Below are 15,761 nucleotides of genomic sequence, written 5' to 3'. Positions count from 1 at the left end.
AGATTTTGGAGGACCTGAAACGGTTTAAGAATAAGTCAGGACAGAATACTAATTATCAGAAATTAGTGGAGTTGAGCCGGCCCCGGGAACTTATCGAGAAAGAAGTACTCCATTACTATATAAGTGGTTTAATGAATGAACACCTGGTAAATTTTAAAATAAGCATTGAATGTAATAGCTTATCTGATCAGGAGATAGAGAGGATAATATCATATATTCATCATGGAATCACTTTCAGAACCTATCAGGTCAGCAGTCTGCTTTCCAGGGGTGATTATCTTAATGTCAAATCATTTAGAAAACTGGAGACAAGCCAGAGCAGAACAGCAGGGTCTTTTCTGCTGGTCAAAGATAATGATGCCTATAATTTTCTACTGGAATTAATAACTGATAGTCCTGTGTATTTAGTTGAAACTGGTCAACGGGCCCGGGTAGGTGAAAAACTAAAGCCTGCTCTGTTTTTAAGTGGTACAGAGGATTTAATAAATATAAATATTAAGGAAGATGAATATCAGCTGTACAGGGCTCCTTATCATGAAGTTTACTGGACAGTTATTGACAGTATAGTACATCCGATAAACATGCTGGAATTCAACAGTCTCCCTGATGAAATCAGGATCCCGGGGGATAAAAAAGGGGAGTTTATCTTTGAGGTATTACCGGCTCTGGAGAAGAAGTATGACCTGGAGATAGATAATTATTTTAGAAAATATGAACTGCATTCTGAAGAACCAGTGATTACCCTATATTTTGATTATATTCAGGGGAATATCCTTTGTAATGCTGATATTGAGATAAAGGGTGAGCATATAAGTGGTATTGAGGCCCTGAGTAGGGATTTTGATTTAAGGGAATATACCCGCTCAAGCAAAGGGTCTAATTTATGGTATCTTCAGGACAACCGGGCAGTCAAGGATCTGCTGAATTTAATGCATGACTATGGTTTTCATGTCAGACCAGAAGAGTTTATACTCAGAAATAAAGAAGATATTATTGACTTTATTACTGATGGGTTTATCCATCTCCCTGAGGAATGGCAGCTTGTGACTACCGATTCTTTTGATGAACTGGAGATAAGGACGGTTCAGCTGGAACCAATTATTGAACTCAAAGAAGGGGATGGGATAGATTGGTTCGAGTTTGAAGTTTATTATAATCTGGGTGGGAAGACATTTACTAGTTCAGAATTAAAAAAGATGATCTCCCAAAATCAACATGGTGAATCATATATTAATATTGACAGACGGTATTTTATCCTTCAAGAGAGTCAACAGGAGGAAGGGCTTACTAAGCTGTTGGATACTGCTGAAGAGGGGTATGAAGGGGATTATAGAAGTTCATTTTATAATCTCCTTTATTATAAAAACCTGATTGAAGAGGCTGGTATAAGATGCCGGGGTAATAGGGTTTACAATAGTCTGCAAGAAGATATTACAGCTGGTAGCCTGGTTAAGGAGGTCTCTATCCCCCAGAGGGTTCAGGATGTGTTGAGGAATTATCAACGTCAGGGATATTACTGGCTGAGGTTTTTAAATAAGTATCATTTGGGGGGGATACTGGCAGATGATATGGGTCTTGGTAAAACGATTCAAACCCTGACCCTCCTGGTAAGTTTAGAACTTAACAAACCGGCTTTAGTTATTTGTCCCCGCACTCTGATCTATAATTGGGCAGAAGAGGTAGATAAGTTTTTTCCTGACCTGAAATATCTGGTCTATTATGGAACCCCTGAAGAAAGGAATGAAATGCTTGATGATCTCCAGGAATATGAGCTGCTTATTACCTCATACTCAATTATCAGCAGGGATTATGAAAAACTGAATGATAATGGATTGGAGTTTGCCTATTGTATTCTTGATGAAGCTCATCACATTAAGAACCACAGGACTAAAAGGGCCCAGGGTGTAAAAAAGATTAAGGCAGAGAGAAAGTTGGCTTTGACAGGAACCCCTCTGGAGAATTCGATTGATGAACTCTGGTCAATTTTTGATTTTTTGATGCCTGCTTATCTCTATAGATACAGCCGTTTTAAGAAGGAGTATTTAAATCCGATTACAAAAGGTAATGATCAGGAAAAACTCCAGGAATTTAAAAAGAGGGTAGCTCCTTTTATTTTACGCAGAAATAAAGATGAGGTGCTGACAGAATTGCCGGAGAAGACTATTAATATTCAATATGTGGAGATGACTAAACTACAGGAGGACACCTATCAACTGATCCTTGATCAGCTAAAAGGTGAATTACTGGCTTCTGTCCAGGAGAAGGGGTTTGATCGTTCCCGGATAAATATCCTGGCGGCCTTAACAAGACTGAGGCAGGTCTGTAATCACCCCTCTCTGGTGTTGAATAATTTTGAACATTCCGCTCATAAAGAAGGGTCAGGCAAGTTGGCGGCCTTGTCCGAAATAGTGCAGGAAGCTGTTGATGGTGGTCATAAAATAATAGTCTTTAGCCAGTTTGTCAGGATGTTAAAGATAATACGTGAAGATTTTGAAAAAAGGGGTGTAAGCTTTGAATACCTTGACGGCAGTACCAGGGATAGAATGTCAAGGGTAAAGAGTTTTAACCAGGATGACAGGATCAAGGCTTTTCTCATTAGCCTCAAAGCCGGGGGAATAGGTCTAAACCTGACAGCGGCTGATATTGTTATTCATGTTGATCCCTGGTGGAATCCGATGGTTGAACGCCAGGCAACTGACAGGGCTCACCGTCTGGGACAGGAAAATAGGGTTATGGTGTATAAATTGATCACTAAAGGAACTGTAGAAGAAAAGATGATAAAACTACAAAGGAGAAAGGAAGACCTGTTTAATAACATAGTTGAGGATAATGTAAATCCCCTCAAACAGATTACCTGGGAGGATATTCAGGAATTGCTTGATATATAATTGCTGCGTGACGGGGGGACGGTTCGATTGACACGAAAGCAAAAGAATGGTACACTAAAAATGGTGATCAAAAATGCCTAGACAGAAAAGAAAACAGAGTGAAACCGGGATATATCATGTTATGCTGCGGGGGATAAACAGGAAGACTATTTTTGTTGCTGATGAGGATAATAAAAGGTTTATTCAGGTGGTTAACAGGGCCCAAAAAAACGGTAATTTTTTATTATATGCCTATTGTTTAATGGGTAATCATGTACATTTATTGATAAAAGAAAATGAAAAAATCGGTAAGAGTATTAAAAGGATAGCGGTTAGTTTTGTTCAGTGGTATAATAAGAAATATGACCGATATGGTCACCTGTTTCAAAATAGATTTAAGAGTGAGGCTGTCGAGGATGATACCTATTTATTGGTAGTACTGCGTTATATTCATCAGAATCCAGTCAAGGCAGGCATATGTAAACTGCCTGTTGAATATGAGTGGAGTAGTTATCAGAAATATATTAAGTGGTATAATGGTAAACAGGTAAATATTGATGCTGGATTTATTGATGATTACTTTGTAGATAGGGAGAGTTTTGAGTTGTTTATGCAGAAAGTAAATAATGACAACTGTCTGGAATATAAATGTAAAAAAAGGCTTAGTGATCAAGAACTGAGGGAGAGAATAATTAAGGAGTTTGAAGTCGGTGGCCTAGCTAATGTTAGTAAAACTGATAGAGATAAGATGATTTTTGCTATAAAAAAGGAAACAGATGCTAGTATAAGGCAGTTGAGTAGGGTACTGGGGATTGGGCGTGGTGTTGTGGCCAGGGCTGTGAAGAAAAGATGATGTGACAGACGAACCGTCCCCCTGTCATCTTTTTGTGTATTGACATGGGGTTGGCTTATCTTTATAATATAATATTAATAAGACTTTGAGGAGGCAGCATAATATGAATAGCCCTGAACGAATAAAGTATGCACTGGAAGAAACAGAGATACTACGGTCGCCGGACGGGTTGATTTCGACTAATTCAGCAACAACCCTTCACTTCTATGTCCTTGCTGAGCCTGCCTATCATGAGGTGTTTAAAAATGAGGGCCCTGAGACTAAAGTTAGACGTGGGAAGATATCCTGGGAAAAGCCTAAGTTATTAACACCTGGTTATCTGGTTGATATGGAAGGGTTTAGTAGTGAGGCCCGTGAGGCTATGAAATTAATTGCCCGGCAGAATCCCGATCTGGCCGGTGTATTATATAAAATGAGGTATAAGAGGGAGGAAGAACATACCTCTACAGTGTCATATGATATTAATGAGACATTTAAGAGACTGGAGAGGCGTATTGAGGATGAAGGAAAGGATTTTGTTGTTATTATCAAGGGTATAGATGAGCTCTGGGATGTATCATTAACTAAATATGTCCAGGAATTAATTATTAAGAGTGCTTATAAATCACAGCTCCCTTATTATGAAAATAAGGGTTTCTTGCGTAGGGATGAACGTGGTTTACCGGCGGTTACGCGGAATCTTGAGGGACTACCCCTGGCTGCTAAGGAGGAGATTGAAAAGATGTTTGCTGAGGTAAAGAGTGGTGTTCTTGACCCGGCAAAGCTCAAACAGGAACTAGATCAGTGGGGAGTTTTCCGGGCTTATGAAGATAGATTTTTTGATCTCTTTAAAAAGGAGTGATATTATGAGAAAGATGAAAAGTGCTTTTGAAATTGCTATGGAGAAGGCTGAGGCAATTGGTGATGAGTTGACAGCAGAGGAAGAGTTAAGGATTAAAAGGGATAAGATTAAGCCTTTACTGTCTGATTTTTATAAGGAAAAGATAAGTCCAGAAGACCTTTGGGAAAGATTAAAAGATGAAGATGATGGTGATTTGCTGAGAGAGGCCCAGGTACTGTTAATAGAGTCGATAGGGCTTAAAACAGCTGATTATCAAATAAAACGGCGCAAAGAAGGTATCCTGGCAATTGAGTCTCTAAAGGAGGGACGTAATAGTTCATTACTGGAACAGGGATTTGAACAGGTTTTCAATCTTAAAGAAAGATATAATGCTGAACGAGAGAGAATGAATAATATTATTGAAGAGCAGATGGAAAATGCTCAGATGACAATGAAACCTGTTAAAACCAGTGATGGCAGAACGGTAATGAAAATGGAGCCAGCTATTGATGAAGAGACCCAGCAGGGTTTTAAAGAAAAGCTTAATGAGCTGGAAATGCAGTCCAAACAGCTATTAAATCAAATTGCTGATAATATAAAGGAAAAATTATAATAATGTCGGCAAGATCACTTGCAAATTGAAAATAAAATGATATAATAGAACAAGGCGTATATTTTGTCTATATATGGGTAAATGAGGAAAAGCAGTATATGGACAGAATCATGTATATAAACAGCTGTAAGTGAATATAATTTATATAAATAATTAATAATCGTCTTTGCTTGGATATATATATTACAGTAAGATATATCTTTATTAGTAATTAAGTTGGAAGAAAGAAGGTGTGTTTATGTACAGAATACACTGTCCAAACTGTAATCATTATAATTATTCCGCAAGTAGGGCTGGAAAATGGTTGTGCTGTTATTGCGGCAAGGATCTGGCAAATGAAAAAGTAGAAACTACTACTGAAACAAATAAGGATAATAAACGGGAGAAATTAGCTTGAGATATAGTTGAATATTGGCGTGTATTTGAGCCTTTAGAAGGCTCTTTTTTCTTTTGAAAGGATTTATAAACTGTGTTATGATAATATTATGTACTTTTAAAGAAGCTATGTTTTTAATAACTTTGAAGACCGACCAATATATTTACTTCCCTTGTTGTGCACTACGGCGTCCTGCCTTCGTTTACTGTCGAGAAATTGTCTTCCGGCGTCCATGCCTCCAGACAATTTCTAGAGTCGTACAGTAAATATATTGGGCTGGTTTATTATGATGAGTAGTTAACTTTGAGTGAAAAGTGGTTCTAAGAAAAAATTAATAATTAGTGATTTAGTCTGGGTGGCGAAGCCATTTTGTTCAATTAGAGATTCTAGTTTTATTACTAGTTTAATAAGGGTGATTAAGTAATGGATAGGATTAAAGTGATGTTGGTTTTTGGGACGAGACCTGAGGCGATTAAGATGGCTCCTGTGGTAAAGGCTCTCCAGGTGGATAAAAGGTTTGAGGCTGTAGTGGTTGTTACTGCTCAGCACCGGGAGATGCTTGATCAGGTTTTAGGGTTGTTTGATATTAATCCAGATTATGACCTGGATATTATGCAGGGGGGACAGTCTTTATCAGAGATAACTACCCGGGTACTTATGGGTCTTGAAGGGGTAATCAGTAAAGAAAATCCGGATATTGTTCTGGTACACGGTGATACCTCGACTACCTTTGTGGCTGGTCTGGCTGCTTTTTACCAGCAGGTGAGGCTAGGGCATGTTGAGGCAGGGTTGAGGACATATAATAAGTATTCCCCTTTTCCTGAAGAGATGAACAGACACCTTACTGCTGTACTGGCAGATCTGCATTTTGCTCCTACAGCAAACTCACGGGAAAATCTACTGGCTGAAAATATAGATCCTGATAGGGTTTTTGTAACGGGAAATACTGTGATAGATGCTATTCTGGAAACAGCAGACGATGATTATGTCTTTCAGAATGATGTTTTAGAGCAGCTAGATTTTGTTAATCAAAAAATAATACTCCTGACATCACACCGTAGGGAGAATCTGGGTAAACCGATGGAGGATATCTTTACTGCTGTAAGGCGGCTTATTGAGGATAATCATGATGTAGAATTGGTTTTCCCAGTTCATTTAAACCCCAAAGTCAGGGAGATTGCCAATGATAACCTGGAGGGTTTAAACAGGGTACACTTAATAGAACCAATGGAGTATAAGCCTTTTGTAAATCTGATGGCTAGGTCTTATCTGGTACTTACAGATTCGGGCGGTATCCAGGAAGAGGCGCCGGGCCTCGGCAAACCAGTACTTGTCCTGCGGGATACAACTGAACGTCCAGAGGCTGTAACAGCTGGTACTGTTGCCCTGGTGGGGACTGAAGAGAACGAAATATATAACAAGGCTAGCCTTCTGCTTAATAATAAAGAAGAATATGATAAGATGGCTAATGCTGTTAATCCATATGGTGACGGTCGGGCCAGTCAGAGAATTTGTGAACGGCTGCTTTATGAATTTGGTTTAGTTGATTGTTTAAGTGAGGAATATATTTAGCTTTTTTTAATAAATTTGAGGGGGTAATTGATAGATGAAGCTGGCAGATATAAGGGATATCCTTCAGTTGCAGCCTTTAGTAGCTGGTGATGACGAACTGGAGATAAAAAAGGCCTGTGGGGCTGATTTGATGAGTGATGTACTTGCTTTTTCTCAAGAGAAATCTCTATTATTGACTGGTCTTACTAATCCACAGGTAGTACGAACTGCCGAAATGATAGATATCAAGGTGATTATCTTTGTTCGAGGGAAAAAACCTCCTGTAGAGACTATAGAACTTGCCCGGACAAGTGGTATTTATCTGTATATGGCTAAAAAACCTTTGTTTGAATGTTGTGGTATGCTATATGAAAAGGGGTTAAAACCTGAGAAAATTAATAAAATCAAGTGAGTGGAGGAAGTCATGTGGAGGAACATGCTATTCTAGAAAAGGAAATTGATAAGGGGGATTTTTCCCGCGGGGGTGAGGCCTCAAGTGAGTTAAAGGCTTTATTAAGGAAACTGGGCATAAATAATACTATAATTCGCCGGGCTGCTATTGTTACCTATGAACTGGAGATGAATATTATCATTCATTCTGAGGGGGGAAATATCAAGGCAGCGGTTTCTTCTGATGAAATTTTTATTTATATTGATGATGAGGGGCCTGGTATTGAGGATTTAGAGAAGGCTTTTCAACCTGGATATTCAACAGCCAGTGATGAAGTGAGGGAAATGGGTTTTGGAGCTGGCATGGGTCTGGTTAATGTTAAAAACTATTCAGATCAGTTGGAGATTGATACTGCTCCAGGTGAAGGGACCAGTATCAAGGTGGTAATAGCTATTAAATAATCTTTAAGAAAGAGTGGTCTTTTATGATTCAGCAGCATTCAGTTTTACTCAAAGAGGAATTATGTGAAGGGTGTACTAACTGTGTAAAGGATTGTCCTACCAAGGCTATCAGGGTACATCAGGGTAAGGCTACGATTAAAGAAGAATTATGTATCGACTGTGCAGAATGTATAAGAACCTGTGCCTATCATGCGAAATATACCAGGACTGATTCTATAGAAGATATTGCTGATTATGATTACCCGGTTGCTTTAGTCCCCCCCAGTTTCTATGGTCAATTTATTGATTATTCACCAGGCCAGGTTATTAAGGGTCTATATAAACTCGGTTTTAAGGGTGTTTATGATGTTGCTATGGCAGCAGAGGCCTTGACATATAAGACTATTGATTTTTTAAAAAATACTAAGGAATTATATATATCTTCCTCATGTCCTGTTGTTGTGAGGTTAATTAAACTCTTATATCCGGAGCTTATTGACCAGCTGATTCCTTTTAAACCACCTACAGAATTAATGGCCCAGAGCGTGAGGAAGGAGTTGTTGGACAGTGGTCTTAGTGAGCAGAAACTGGGTATTTTCTTGGTAACCCCCTGCCCAGGTAAGACTTCAACTGTTCATAATCCCCTGGGTGTGGACAGGAGTTTTATTGATAAGGCAATTCCTGTTGATAAGGTTTATCATAGTTTACTGGAAGTGATGGATAAAAAGAACAGTGAGAGTGAAGGAAAAAAAGGCCTTACCCCCTATCTGGGGATTAAATGGGGCCAGAGTGGTGGGGAAGTAGATCTTATTAAACCCGCTATCTTAAATAAAACCATTGCTGTGTCAGGCATTCATAATGTTAAGGATATACTTGAAGAGATATCTCGTAATAATATTACAGATATCAGGTATTGTGAGCTTTCCGCCTGTACAGGGGGGTGTGTAGGTGGGGTGCTTAATGTAATAAATCCATTTCAGGCTAAATATAATCTAAAAAAACTGGCAGAAGAGCATAATAAGGCGGTTAATCAGGATTATTGTCTTTATAGTTATCAACTGTCAAGTGAGTTTAAACCAGTAGAAGTAGCTAGACTTGATAGTGATATCGAAAAGGCCATGGAAAAACTGGCACAGCTGGAGAAAGAGATAGATTTATTACCCGGCTTAGATTGTGCTGCCTGTGGGGCGCCTGACTGCCAAACCCTGGCTGAGGATATAGTTACTGGTAAGGCTAAACGCAGTGATTGTATCTTTATACTCAGGGAGCAGGTGGAGGATCTGGCTGATCAGATGTCTGAACTGGCCCATTCCATACCACCGATTATGAGAAAAAAAAGGCGTGAAGAAAAGGCTGGTACCCAAAAGGAAGTTTTGAAAGGGGAGAATAATAAAAATGAGAGTAAATGAAATTGTCGATAAGCTGGGACTGGAGGTCATTGCTGCTGACTCCCTTGCTAGGGAGGTTAGTGGTGCTTATATAGGGGATCTCTTGAGTAATGTGATGGCCAGGGCTGAAGAAGGTAACCTCTGGCTTACTATCCAGGGCCACCAGAATGTTGTAGCTGTAGCCCTGCTGGCAGATGTGGCTGCTGTTATTGTAGTTGAGGGTATGACCGTAGAGGATGCTGCTGTAGCGAGGGCTGAGGAGAAGGGTGTGAATATACTACGTAGTGAGCTTTCTGCCTATGAACTGGCTGTTAAACTGGTCAAGATGGGTATAGAATAATGCGCTGTTTTAAGGCTGACCTCCATATTCATAGCTGTTTATCACCCTGTGCTGATATTATTATGACAGCAGGGAATATTATTAAGAAGGCTGTTGAGCAGGGGCTGGATATTATTGCTATAACTGACCATAATTCGGCCAGAAATGTGGCCGCGGCAGTAGAGATAGCAGCCGGGAGTCCACTTGAAGTTATACCAGGGATGGAGGTTGAGAGTGCAGAGGGGGTACATCTGCTGTGTTTCTTTGACCAGCTTGAACAGTTAATTACCTGGCAGGAAGAGGTTTATCAGTCATTGCCAGATATGTTGAATGATGAAGAGTATTTTGGTTATCAGATAATAACTGATCAGGAAGATGAGTTTATTGCTAAAGAAGAAAGACTGCTAGCCACAGCAGTAAAAATGCGCATTGAAGATATTGTTAAAAAAATAACATGCCTTGGTGGTCTGGTAATTCCCTCACATATCGACAGGCCTTATAATAGTATGCTGGCTAATCTGGGGTTTATACCACCTGAAATGGAAATATCTATTCTGGAGATTTCAAAACATGTTTCAGAAAAGGAAATCAAGGAGAGGTTTCCCTTTATTAAGGAATATTCTTTGATAAGTAGTTCTGACAGCCATTATTTGATAGACATTAAACCTATGATGGAGTTTTATATGGAGGAAGTATCTCTGCCAGAGATTAAACTGGCTGTTCTGGGAAGAAATGGACGGAAGTCAAGGATTATAAAATAAATATGAGAAAGGGCAGATAAAGATGAAGGCGATAATTACAGTTATTGGTGAAGATAAAGTTGGCATAATTGCTAAAGTAAGTAGTTTGCTGGCTAGTACTAATGTTAATATTTTGGATATTAGTCAGACTGTTTTACAGGATTATTTTACAATGATGATGCTTGTTGATATTTCAGGACTCAACATCCCTCAGGATGAATTAAATGAAGAACTTGACAGGGTTGGAAAGGAACTGGGTTTGTCGATAAAACTACAGCATGAAGATATATTTAGGTCAATGCACCGTATCTAAGGAGGAATTAGCATGTTAAGCCCATATGAAATAATGGAAACAATCAGGATGATAGAAAAAGAGAAACTGGATATCAGGACTATTACTATGGGGATATCATTACGTGATTGTGTTGACCCTGATATTAAACGTTTGTCTACGAAGATATATGATAAAATTATTAAATATGCTGGTAGATTGGTAGAAGTAGGGGAAGAGATTGAACTGGAATATGGGATACCGATTATAAATAAGCGGATCTCTGTTACCCCAGTATCATTAATTGCTGAAGCCCTTGATGCAGCTGAGGAAGATTACTTAAGGATAGCCAGGACACTTGATCAGGCAGCCCGGGAGACAGGAGTAGATTTCCTTGGAGGATATTCTGCTCTGGTACACAAGGGCTATACCAGTGGGGATCACAGATTAATTAACTCAATTCCTACTGCTTTAAAAGAGACAGAGCTGGTCTGTTCTTCGGTAAATGTAGCTACCACCAGGGCCGGTATTAATATGGATGCTGTCCGGCAGATGGGTCAGGTTATTAAAGAAACAGCTGATTTAACTGCAGTACAGGATGGCCTGGGCTGTGCTAAACTGGTAGTTTTTGCTAATGTGCCGGAGGATAATCCCTTTATGGCTGGTGCCTTTCACGGGATAGGTGAAGGGGAGTCTGTGATAAATGTGGGCATTAGTGGTCCTGGTACTGTGAAATCGGCCCTGGAAGGGGTTAAGGGTGAGCCTTTTGATGTGGTAGCTGAAACAGTTAAAAAGACTGCTTTTAAGATTACCAGGATGGGTCAACTGGTAGCCAGGGAGGCCTCTAAAAGATTAGGTGTTCCTTTTGGTATTGTTGACCTATCACTGGCGCCAACACCTGCTGTGGGGGATAGTGTGGCCCGGATTCTGGAAGAAATGGGGGTTGGAAGGTGTGGTGCACCAGGTACAACAGCTGCCCTGGCTCTTCTAAATGATGCTGTAAAAAAGGGTGGTGTAATGGCATCCTCCCATGTTGGTGGATTAAGTGGGGCTTTTATACCGGTGAGTGAAGATGCGGGTATGATAGAAGCGGTAGAAATAGGTGCCTTAAACATAGAGAAACTGGAGGCAATGACCTGTGTCTGTTCAGTAGGACTTGATATGATTGCTGTACCAGGTAAGACAACAGCAGAGACTATTTCAGCTATTATTGCAGATGAGGTTGCTATTGGTGTTATAAATAATAAAACCACTGCAGTTAGAATAATTCCTGCTCCAGGCAAAAAGGTTGGTGAGAGTGTAGAGTTTGGTGGTTTATTAGGTAAAGCACCAGTAATGGCTATCAGCAATTTCCCTAGTACTAGTTTTATAGAGCGGGGAGGAAGAATCCCGGCTCCTCTGCATAGCCTGCGGAATTAATTTATATAAGTAGCACTTAAATATAGCACTTTTCCGTTCCAGCCAATTATATTAATTCCGCTTGTCGTTCGTTACGGCGTCCTGTCTCCACTCACTGTCCACATATTTTTCACTCCAGCATCCTGCCTACGTGAAAAATATACGACGCTCTCGATGAGCTAGTGTTTAAGCTAACATTGCGGAACTTAAAAGAAAGTTTAGACTAGTCGCTCCATTAATATAATTGGCTTACACAAAGCATTAGTGTGAATAAATTAAACAAAACTTATATAGCTGAAAAAAATGAATAAATTGCAGAATATTATATTATATTCAGAAAATGGTGTCTACTATTGACATCGGCTTGCAAGTGACATATAATAATCATGGCTTATAGTATGTGAAATAATTAACTAGGATTTTTTTGTATTATTTTGCTGACCAATATAATTCAATAAGGAGGGGTATTAAGATGGCATGTAGTTGTGGAGGAGGAAAGGAAAGCTTAAATAAGTATCTGGCTCCATTGAGGGAAATACTTGAGGGTTATGAAAAGGATGAAAAATACCTAATTCCCATTCTGCAGGATGCTCAGGATGAGTATGGTTATTTGCCAGAGGATGTTCTAAAAGAGATAGCCACTTTCCTTGATATGTCTTTAAGCCAGGTCTATGGTGTTGTTACCTTTTATACACAGTTCCACCTGGAACCAAGGGGTAAGAATGTACTGAGAGTCTGTATGGGTACAGCCTGTCATGTCCGTGGCGGGGCAGAGGTTCTTCAGGCAGTACAGGATGAACTGGGTATAGAAAATGGAGAGACTACTGAAGACCTGAAATTTACTCTGGAAACAGTTGCCTGTATAGGGGCCTGCGGTTTAGCACCTGTAATGATGATTAATGATGATACACATGGGCGGCTGACACCAGAAAAAGTTAAAGACATTTTAAAAGAGTATATCTAAGTGGTCTTATGAGGGAATTATCACTGCATATTCTTGATATAGTACAGAATTCAATTGCAGCTGATGCTGACTTAATTAAACTAATTATTAGAGAAGATATAGCTAAAAATCTGTTAATAATTGTGATAGAGGATAATGGAAAAGGTATAGAGTCAGAGGACATCAGTAGAGTAGTTGACCCTTTTGTTACTTCGCGAAAGACCAGGGAAGTTGGTCTCGGCCTATCACTGTTTAGGGAGGCCAGTAGGAGATCCAAGGGGGATATGAAGATAGAGTCAGAACCGGGTAAAGGCACCAGGATTACTGCTTACTTTGAATATAACAATATTGACCGCGTCCCACTGGGTGATATTGTAGGAACGATTGTTGCCCTGATTACAACTAATCCGGAGATAGATTTTATTTATCGGCATGTTTATGAGGGGCGGGAATTTGTATTTAGTACTGAGGAGATTAAGGCTGAATTAGGGGATGTTTCGATTAATGAATACCCTGTTTTAAATTGGATAGAAAAGAATCTTAATGAAGAATTAAGAGACCTGTATGGAGGTGACTTATAAAATGAAATCTCTGGAAGAATTAAGAGAATTAAGAAGTAAGGTTCAGAAGGATTTAGAGATGAGGAGTAATAGTGAGCGCCCCAAGATTATTATTGGGATGGGCACCTGTGGTATTGCGGCCGGAGCCCGTAAGATATTAAAGGCAGTCATGAAGGAGATTGATAAAAGGGGTTTGGATGTAATTGTTACCCAGACTGGCTGTATTGGTATGTGTGAGAAGGAACCACTGCTTGATGTTAAAATGCCTGGGAAGGATAGGGTTACTTATGGTAACCTTACACCGGCTGATGTTAAAATGATTATTGTTGAACATGTGATAAATGGTAATGTTGTAGAAGATTTAGCAATAGCACGTTTTGATGAAGGAGGTAATTAGTCATGGACCAGTCTATTTATCGTTCCCATGTATTAATCTGTACTGGTACAGGTTGTGTTTCTTCTGGTTCTAAAAAGATAAAAACAGTATTGGAAGATGAGCTGGCAGAGCATGATCTAAGTAAAGAAATAAAGATAGTTGAGACAGGGTGTCATGGATTCTGTGAAAAGGGACCAATTATGATTGTTTACCCGGAAGGGGTCTTTTACTGTCAGCTTAAGGAAGAGGATGTAGCTGAAATAGTTGAAGAGCATTTCTTAAAGGGTAGAATTGTTGATAGATTATTATTTAAAGAACCGATCAGTGAAGAGAGTATTCCAGCATATCAGGATATAGAATTCTATAAAAAACAAAGAAGGATAGTATTATCTAATTGTGGTCGAATAGACCCGGAGAGTATTGAAGAATATATTGCCAGCGGTGGCTATGAAGCAGCGGGTAAGGCGATTACAGAAATGACCCCAGAAGAGGTTATTCAGGAGGTTAAAGACTCCGGCCTTCGCGGACGTGGTGGAGGGGGGTTCCCAACAGGTTTAAAATGGGATTTTACCAGGAAAGCAGCTGGTGATAAAAAGTATATTATCTGTAACGCTGATGAGGGTGACCCAGGTGCTTTTATGGACCGCAGTCTGCTGGAAGGTGACCCCCATGCAGTGATCGAAGGGATGATTATTGCTGCTTATGCTATTGGGGCTGATGAAGGTTATGTCTATGTAAGAGCCGAGTACCCACTGGCAATTACCAGGCTGCAAAAGGCGATTGAACAGGCTGAAGAACTAGGCTTGCTGGGTGATAATCTCTTTGGCAGTGATTTTAGTTTTGACCTTCATATTAAGAAAGGAGCCGGGGCCTTTGTCTGTGGCGAAGAGACTGCCTTAATGGCTTCTATTGAAGGTAAAAGGGGTATGCCCAGGCCGAAACCACCGTTCCCTGCTAATAAAGGCTTATGGGGTAAACCAACCAATATTAATAATGTTGAGACCTTTGGAAATGTCCCTTACATTATTAATGAAGGTGCAGAGGCTTTTAGTAGTGTAGGGACAGAAAATAGTTCAGGAACCAAGGTTTTTGCCCTGACTGGTAAGATTAATAATACTGGTCTTGTGGAGGTTCCGATGGGAATTACTTTACGTGAGATTGTTTTTGATATTGGTGGTGGGTTAACATCTGGTAAGAAGTTTAAGGCTGTTCAGACTGGTGGACCTTCAGGTGGCTGTATTACTTCTGATTACCTTGATCTCCCTATTGATTATGATTCTTTAAAAGAGATTGGGGCTATGATGGGTTCAGGTGGTATGGTGGTAATGGATGAAGGGACCTGTATGGTTGATGTTGCTAAATTCTTCCTTGATTTTACCCAGAGTGAGTCCTGTGGGAAATGTACTCCCTGTCGTGAAGGTACTAAAAGAATGTTGGAAATTTTAAACAGAATCTGTGAAGGTGAGGGTAAAGAGGGGGATATCGAATTACTCCTGGAGTTGGGTGAGCATATTAAGGATACAGCCCTATGTGGGCTGGGACAGACTGCCCCTAATCCGGTGTTGAGTACAATTAAGTACTTCCGTAATGAATATGAAGCCCATATTAAGGACAAAAAATGTCCTGCTGGTGTCTGTCAGGGGCTAGCTGCTGCCTATGTAATTGATGAAGAGACCTGTGTAGGTTGTGGAATGTGTGCTAAGGTCTGTCCAGTAGATGCTATTTCGGGCAAACCAAAAGAGAGTTATCAGATCGATGGTGATATCTGTATTTCCTGTGGTGCCTGTGCCCAGAAATGTCCAGTAGATGCTATTTCCCAGGGTTAAAAATATATAATAAAGGAGTGTCTCGTACC

Annotated in this window: 17 protein-coding genes; all 17 read left to right on the top strand. The window is 39.9% G+C overall.

Annotated elements, in window-relative coordinates; all coding sequences use genetic code 11:
• The first annotated feature begins 5 nt into the window (after positions 1-5).
• The 17 genes from GM661_RS17715 to nuoF all read left to right on the top strand — a co-directional run bounded on the left by GM661_RS17715 (position 6) and on the right by nuoF (position 15,732).
• A complete protein-coding gene (locus GM661_RS17715) occupies positions 6-2,888 on the top strand; it encodes a DEAD/DEAH box helicase (protein WP_230867986.1) in 2,883 nt (960 codons plus the stop codon).
• A 73-nt stretch (positions 2,889-2,961) separates the two neighbouring features.
• Entirely contained in the window at positions 2,962-3,720 is a 759-nt protein-coding gene (locus GM661_RS17710) for a transposase (protein WP_230867985.1), read from the top strand.
• A gap of 103 nt (positions 3,721-3,823) precedes the next feature.
• A complete protein-coding gene (locus GM661_RS17705; RefSeq protein WP_230867984.1) occupies positions 3,824-4,561 on the top strand; it encodes a hypothetical protein in 738 nt (245 codons plus the stop codon).
• Positions 4,562-4,565: 4 nt separating this feature from the next.
• Positions 4,566-5,153 (top strand): hypothetical protein, encoded by a 588-nt coding sequence (locus GM661_RS17700; protein ID WP_125986705.1) that lies wholly within the window; start codon positions 4,566-4,568, stop codon positions 5,151-5,153.
• A gap of 238 nt (positions 5,154-5,391) precedes the next feature.
• Positions 5,392-5,550, top strand: a complete 159-nt coding sequence (locus GM661_RS17695; RefSeq protein ID WP_164522072.1) for a hypothetical protein — start codon at positions 5,392-5,394, stop codon at positions 5,548-5,550.
• A gap of 402 nt (positions 5,551-5,952) precedes the next feature.
• On the top strand, positions 5,953-7,101 hold the full coding sequence (gene wecB, locus GM661_RS17690; protein ID WP_230867983.1) for a non-hydrolyzing UDP-N-acetylglucosamine 2-epimerase: 1,149 nt from the start codon (positions 5,953-5,955) through the stop codon (positions 7,099-7,101).
• Between the two features lie 34 nt (positions 7,102-7,135).
• A complete protein-coding gene (locus tag GM661_RS17685) occupies positions 7,136-7,492 on the top strand; it encodes a hypothetical protein (RefSeq protein WP_230867982.1) in 357 nt (118 codons plus the stop codon).
• 14 nt (positions 7,493-7,506) lie between these two features.
• On the top strand, positions 7,507-7,932 hold the full coding sequence (locus GM661_RS17680; protein WP_125986699.1) for an ATP-binding protein: 426 nt from the start codon (positions 7,507-7,509) through the stop codon (positions 7,930-7,932).
• 23 nt (positions 7,933-7,955) lie between these two features.
• Positions 7,956-9,320, top strand: a complete 1,365-nt coding sequence (locus tag GM661_RS17675; RefSeq protein WP_230867981.1) for a [Fe-Fe] hydrogenase large subunit C-terminal domain-containing protein — start codon at positions 7,956-7,958, stop codon at positions 9,318-9,320.
• Positions 9,307-9,639: a DRTGG domain-containing protein gene (locus GM661_RS17670; RefSeq protein ID WP_230867980.1), complete on the top strand. Its 333-nt coding sequence runs from the start codon at positions 9,307-9,309 to the stop codon at positions 9,637-9,639. The genes GM661_RS17675 and GM661_RS17670 overlap by 14 nt, the downstream gene beginning before the upstream one ends.
• Positions 9,639-10,379 (top strand): PHP domain-containing protein, encoded by a 741-nt coding sequence (locus GM661_RS17665; protein ID WP_230867979.1) that lies wholly within the window; start codon positions 9,639-9,641, stop codon positions 10,377-10,379. The genes GM661_RS17670 and GM661_RS17665 overlap by 1 nt, the downstream gene beginning before the upstream one ends.
• 22 nt (positions 10,380-10,401) lie before the next feature.
• A complete protein-coding gene (locus GM661_RS17660; RefSeq protein ID WP_125986691.1) occupies positions 10,402-10,671 on the top strand; it encodes an ACT domain-containing protein in 270 nt (89 codons plus the stop codon).
• 12 nt (positions 10,672-10,683) lie between these two features.
• Positions 10,684-12,048, top strand: coding sequence for a PFL family protein (locus tag GM661_RS17655; protein WP_230867978.1), 1,365 nt, complete (start codon positions 10,684-10,686; stop codon positions 12,046-12,048).
• Between the two features lie 451 nt (positions 12,049-12,499).
• Entirely contained in the window at positions 12,500-12,991 is a 492-nt protein-coding gene (gene nuoE, locus GM661_RS17650) for an NADH-quinone oxidoreductase subunit NuoE (protein ID WP_230867977.1), read from the top strand.
• 8 nt (positions 12,992-12,999) lie between these two features.
• Positions 13,000-13,551, top strand: coding sequence for an ATP-binding protein (locus tag GM661_RS17645; protein ID WP_230867976.1), 552 nt, complete (start codon positions 13,000-13,002; stop codon positions 13,549-13,551).
• Position 13,552: 1 nt separating this feature from the next.
• Positions 13,553-13,927: a (2Fe-2S) ferredoxin domain-containing protein gene (locus GM661_RS17640; protein ID WP_230867975.1), complete on the top strand. Its 375-nt coding sequence runs from the start codon at positions 13,553-13,555 to the stop codon at positions 13,925-13,927.
• 2 nt (positions 13,928-13,929) lie between these two features.
• A complete protein-coding gene (nuoF, locus tag GM661_RS17635) occupies positions 13,930-15,732 on the top strand; it encodes an NADH-quinone oxidoreductase subunit NuoF (protein WP_230867974.1) in 1,803 nt (600 codons plus the stop codon).
• Positions 15,733-15,761: the final 29 nt, after the last annotated feature.

Source organism: Iocasia fonsfrigidae (assembly GCF_017751145.1).
In the GTDB taxonomy this organism is placed as follows: Bacteria; Bacillota; Halanaerobiia; order Halanaerobiales; family DTU029; genus Iocasia; species Iocasia fonsfrigidae.
Note: the sequence above shows the minus strand (reverse complement) of the source record. Positions and strands in the feature narration are given on the sequence as shown.

Bases quoted from the DNA above. Each gene is read 5' to 3' on its own strand.
- GM661_RS17710 (WP_230867985.1), top strand. From the start codon at position 2,962: ATGCCTAGACAGAAAAGAAAACAGAGTGAAACCGGGATATATCATGTT.
- wecB (WP_230867983.1), top strand. From the start codon at position 5,953: ATGGATAGGATTAAAGTGATGTTGGTTTTTGGGACGAGACCTGAGGCG.
- GM661_RS17640 (WP_230867975.1), top strand. From the start codon at position 13,553: ATGAAATCTCTGGAAGAATTAAGAGAATTAAGAAGTAAGGTTCAGAAG.
- nuoE (WP_230867977.1), top strand. From the start codon at position 12,500: ATGGCATGTAGTTGTGGAGGAGGAAAGGAAAGCTTAAATAAGTATCTG.
- GM661_RS17695 (WP_164522072.1), top strand. From the start codon at position 5,392: ATGTACAGAATACACTGTCCAAACTGTAATCATTATAATTATTCCGCA.
- GM661_RS17665 (WP_230867979.1), top strand. From the start codon at position 9,639: ATGCGCTGTTTTAAGGCTGACCTCCATATTCATAGCTGTTTATCACCC.
- GM661_RS17700 (WP_125986705.1), top strand. From the start codon at position 4,566: ATGAGAAAGATGAAAAGTGCTTTTGAAATTGCTATGGAGAAGGCTGAG.
- GM661_RS17685 (WP_230867982.1), top strand. From the start codon at position 7,136: ATGAAGCTGGCAGATATAAGGGATATCCTTCAGTTGCAGCCTTTAGTA.
- GM661_RS17655 (WP_230867978.1), top strand. From the start codon at position 10,684: ATGTTAAGCCCATATGAAATAATGGAAACAATCAGGATGATAGAAAAA.
- GM661_RS17670 (WP_230867980.1), top strand. From the start codon at position 9,307: ATGAGAGTAAATGAAATTGTCGATAAGCTGGGACTGGAGGTCATTGCT.
- GM661_RS17675 (WP_230867981.1), top strand. From the start codon at position 7,956: ATGATTCAGCAGCATTCAGTTTTACTCAAAGAGGAATTATGTGAAGGG.
- GM661_RS17705 (WP_230867984.1), top strand. From the start codon at position 3,824: ATGAATAGCCCTGAACGAATAAAGTATGCACTGGAAGAAACAGAGATA.
- GM661_RS17645 (WP_230867976.1), top strand. From the start codon at position 13,000: ATGAGGGAATTATCACTGCATATTCTTGATATAGTACAGAATTCAATT.
- nuoF (WP_230867974.1), top strand. From the start codon at position 13,930: ATGGACCAGTCTATTTATCGTTCCCATGTATTAATCTGTACTGGTACA.
- GM661_RS17660 (WP_125986691.1), top strand. From the start codon at position 10,402: ATGAAGGCGATAATTACAGTTATTGGTGAAGATAAAGTTGGCATAATT.